Annotated in this window: 2 protein-coding genes; both read right to left on the bottom strand. The window is 37.5% G+C overall.

Annotated features, from left to right (window positions below):
- The coding region (locus tag AC1DND_RS19805) for a TolB family protein (RefSeq protein WP_477584243.1) at positions 1-2,353 on the bottom strand (2,353 nt) is incomplete at its 3' end.
- Positions 2,354-2,525: 172 nt separating this feature from the next.
- The coding region (locus AC1DND_RS19800; RefSeq protein WP_477584241.1) for a transglycosylase domain-containing protein at positions 2,526-4,787 on the bottom strand (2,262 nt) is incomplete at its 5' end.

The following is a 4,787-nucleotide window of genomic DNA, read 5'->3' as shown; positions in this document are numbered from 1 at the left end:
AATTGTAATAATTGCTATATCGGTCAACTCTATAACTATAATGCGAAAATGATCCACCCAATTCAAATCTGTGAATTTTGCTAAATGGATAAGCCCCAAAAACCTGGATCTGATCTTCAAACGTTCTGATAATATCCGTTCTGTCTGCTAAGGCATTAACAGTTTGATTATCACCTGTAGGGATATTTTCATATCCGTAAGACCTGAAACCAGATACATATGGAATGTGCGAAACTGCAGCGCCCCAGTTGATTCTGCTTTTCTGATTGATGTAACCCACTAATCCACCAAAATCGTAAATTTCTCCATTTACGGATAGATTTGCTATGATTTGATTCGTGCCTAATATATCGCTAAACATACCCACAATACCACCTGAAACACCGGTTCCGAAACGGCTGGTAGAAACACCAACACCACTATTTGCTAAATAATCTAACCTGAATTTCGGTTTGTATGGCACAGTTTTCATCGAATCGGCTATGGTTTTTTCGAAACGATCAAAATTATTTAAATTAGAATTGATGATGTTTACACCAATGTTTTCCATCGGGGGAAGGATAGCAGCATCAAAGTTTTCATCCTGATTACCAATTCGTTTCGCTTTAAAGCTGCTTAACTTAGCATTATACAAAGTATAACGTTGGTAGCGATAATAGCTATATACAATATCATCAGTTGTAGATACTGAAATTGCAGGCGAAAACTCGGTAATCCCGCTAATTCCTGTAAAATAATCAGTTAACTGATCTACTGTATTATCTGCGAAATTGTATTTATATAAATTTCTAAATCCATCTCTGTTAGAAAGGAAATAGATATTTTGACTGTTTGAAGAGAACTGTGCATTTAGGTTATTTGCTCCTGGAAAAACATTTAAATTGCTCACCGTTTTAGAAGCGATATCGTAAACAGCTAGGTTTATAGGCAGTACTGCATTAACTATATTCGCCTGAATTGCCGCTCTATCTGATGAAAATACCAATTTTTTACCATCTGGAGAGTAACTAGGTGCATAATCAGAATAAACATCGTTAGTAATTTGAGTAATTGTTTTGGTGTCTAAATTGTAGGAGAAGATATCACTTTGTCCTTCAACCATGCCCGAAAAAGCCACATCTTTTCCATTTGGCGACCATGTTAAATTACCAAATTGCTGCACCTGATCCATCGCTGTTTGAGAAACTGTGGTTCCGTTTGAAACATTGATAATCATCATCTGGTTTTTACCATGGCTGAATATACTGAAGGCAAACTGTTTACTATCCGGCGACCATGCTCCAGCTGACTCTATAAAATTGAAATCATCAATATGGCCGTTAGAAATCTGACTGCTCAACTTCCTGATAATTCTGCCGGTTTTGGCATCTGCAAGAAATAAATCAATGCCAAAAAGGTCTTTTTCTGACATGAAAGCCAAATATTTCCCATCTGGACTAAGGGCAGGGGCAACGTTCATATTGCCTGCGTTTTTATTATCGATGATTTTCGTGCCCGTAATTTTGATCTGCGAACTATCTGCTTTTAACATTGGTTTATAATGCGCGTCGATAGAATTTTTCCATAAACCCGACAATGTTTTGTCATCATAGCCAAAAGTATACCTGATGGCGTTTTCATAACCATATTTTGCAGTATTCTTAAACAACGGAACGATGGTGGTATCGCCGTACTGAGAACCTATGTAAGTCCAAAATGCCTGGCCATAACGGTAAGGGAAATATTTATTAGAGTTGGTTAAATCTTTCAATGAAGGGATATCACGGTTCAACATGGCATCGCGCATCCACATCGAAGTAAATGCATCCTTTTTTCCGATTGACAAGTATTCAGCCATACCTTCAACCATCCATAGTGGTGTTTGCCCAACATTTTCTAAGCTAATCGAATCTTTTTCGAGCAAAAGGTGATATTGAAAAGCATGAACAAGCTCGTGCCCTAAAACGTGTCTTGTTTGGCTATTTAGCTCCATAACAGGCATAATTACCCTGTTTTTTAGTGCCTCTGTAACTCCACCGGTACCAATTCCAATTTCTCCGTTAAGAGCTGTTGTTTGCTGGAAGTCAGGATGGTTGTTGTATAATATAATAGGATTTTTCTTTAAAAAAGTATCTCTAAAAACTTCCTGATGCATTTTGTACCAGGTTTCGGCGTCTTGCGAAAACCGTTTTAGAAGTTTCTCGTTTTTGATATAATAATAAATCTCGAAATGGGGGGTTTGCAAAACTTTAAAATCGAGTTTTTTATACCTTACCTTGTTTTGTCCGAAATATTGGGCCTTAACAGAAAAAGAAAGAATAAGCAGAAGCAATAAAGAAGAATATCGCTTTAATAAAGTAGAGCCTATTTTCATATATGTGGTTTTAGTAATGAAGTTCAATAATTTGCGAAAATGAAATTGTAAGAGATTTGGGAAATAAAAATAGCAATTGTTTAAAACAGTATTAAAATTTTAACACTTTTTAGAATTTTTCTGCTCAAAAGCGCAGATAGTTGAGGTATCTGGTTATTTATCGCGATAAAAACTAAGGCTGATTGTTCTCGTTCTTTTTCTTTTCTTTTTCTTCCTGACGTTGCTTTCTTCTCAGTTCTCTTTCTTCCTTTCTGGTTAAAGGAACAGTAGTTGCTGGAGGAGTTTGAACAGGTTCAACTTTCTTTTCTTCTTTTTTTACTTCAGGTTCAATGGTTACAGGAATAACCGTTTCTGGTGTTTCAGGAACGGTAAAATCTGTTGAATCTACTGCTAAGCTATCGGTTGATGTGGTATCTCTTATAATCCGTGGACTAGGGCAGTTGTAGGTTCTAGTAATATCAACTGTTGCTTTAGGGAATGGACCATATGTATAACCGGATTTTGGATCGAGGTATACTTTCTCCATAAACTTAGCGAAAATGGGTAGTGCCGTTCTTGAGCCTTCTCCTTGTTCACCGTTTTTAAAGTGTGCTGTTCTTTCATCACAACCTACCCAAACGCCAGTTACCAGATCTTTGGTTAAACCCATATACCAGGCGTCTACATAATCAGAAGAAGTACCCGTTTTACCGCCAATTTGATTGTTTTTTCTAAATAGATCCGGCCATTCCCATAATGCCTGCGATGTACCTTCTGGCTCTTCCATACCGCCACGGAACATATAAGTCATTAACCAGGCAATTTCTTCTGTTAAAACCCTTTTTGTTTTAGGTTTAAACTCATCAATTACATTGTTATCCTGGTCGGTAATTTTCTCAACTAAAATGGGATCAGTTTTGATGCCTTTATTCATGAAGGTAGCATAAGCTTTTACCATTTCGTAAACTGTAACATCGTTTGAACCCAAACTTACAGATGGAACAGATTCTAGATGGCTATCGATTCCGCACTCGTGCGCATATTTTACAACATTATCCCAGCCCACCTTTTCGGTTACCTGGGCGGTAATGGTATTTACTGATTTCGCCATTGCCCACCTTAAACTCATTTCGCGGTACGAAACACTGTAATCAGCGTTTTTTGGCTCCCAATATTTCGTTTCACCTTTATCCTGATAAGCAATTTTAACAGGTTTATCTGTAAATTTATCACAAGGACTCATGCCTTGTTCTAATGCCGTTAAATAAGCAAAAGGTTTAAAAGTAGAACCTGCCTGGCGTTTAGATTGATTAACGTGATCGTATTTGAAAAATTTATGGTCGATACCACCAACCCAAACTTTAATCTTACCACTTGCGGGTTCCATGGTCATCATTCCGGTATTCATGATTTTACCATAATAACGGATAGAATCCAAAGTAGAGAATGAAGTATCACGATCGCCTTTGTAAGTGAAGATCTGCATCCTTTTCTTTTTATTAAAATAAGCGGTAACAGAATCTGGACTGTTAGGGAATTTCTTTTGTAAAAGTGTGTAAATCGGCAAGTTTTTCATCGCCCTGTCTGGATAATTAACCTTTTGTTTTTCCGAATCGTACCAAGGATCTTCGTTGCCCCACACATTATAGAACCTGCGCTGCAAAATCCTCATCTGATCGGCAACTGCTTCCTCAGCATATTTTTGAAGTTTAGAATCTATAGTAGTGTAAATTTTTAATCCATCTTCATAAAGGTCGTAACCATTATCAGTACACCATTTCTCCAAGTATTTTGCCACAGCAGCCCTTAAATAAGAGTCACCATCGCTGCCATCCTGCATTTTGCCTTCTTTTAGTTTAATCGGCTCCTTTGATAATTCTGTCAAACTATCTTTGCTTAGGTACTTGTACTTGTTCATTTGTGCAAGCACCACATTTCTTCTTTCTAATGCTTTTGCCGGGTTTTTAGTTGGATTATATAACGTTGTGCCCTTTAGCATACCCACAAGCATGGCTGCATCTGTAGTGGCTAAATCTTTTGCTTCCTTATCAAAGTAAATCCGGCTGGCTGTTTTTATCCCATAAGTATTGTTACCGAAAGAAACGGTATTCAGGTACATAGTGATAATATCATTTTTAGAATAGTTAGATTCTAACTTTACAGCAGTCATCCATTCCTTTAATTTTACAATTAAGGTTCTTACTAGAGGTATTTTGATCAATAATCCCTGCGATTTATTATACCGCGTACGATAAAGGTTTTTTGCCAATTGTTGGGTAATGGTACTGGCCCCGCCATCTTTTCCTAAACCAACAACTGCACGGCCAACCGCTTGCACATCGATACCCCAATGTTTGTAGAAACGCACGTCTTCGGTAGCGACCAAAGCCTGCACTACGCTTGGTGCAATTTCATTATAATTTACAGGCGTTCTGTTTTCTTTAAAGTATCTGCC

Source organism: Pedobacter sp. 01N416, assembly GCF_056399685.1.
This window is presented reverse-complemented; position numbering and strand designations above follow the sequence as displayed.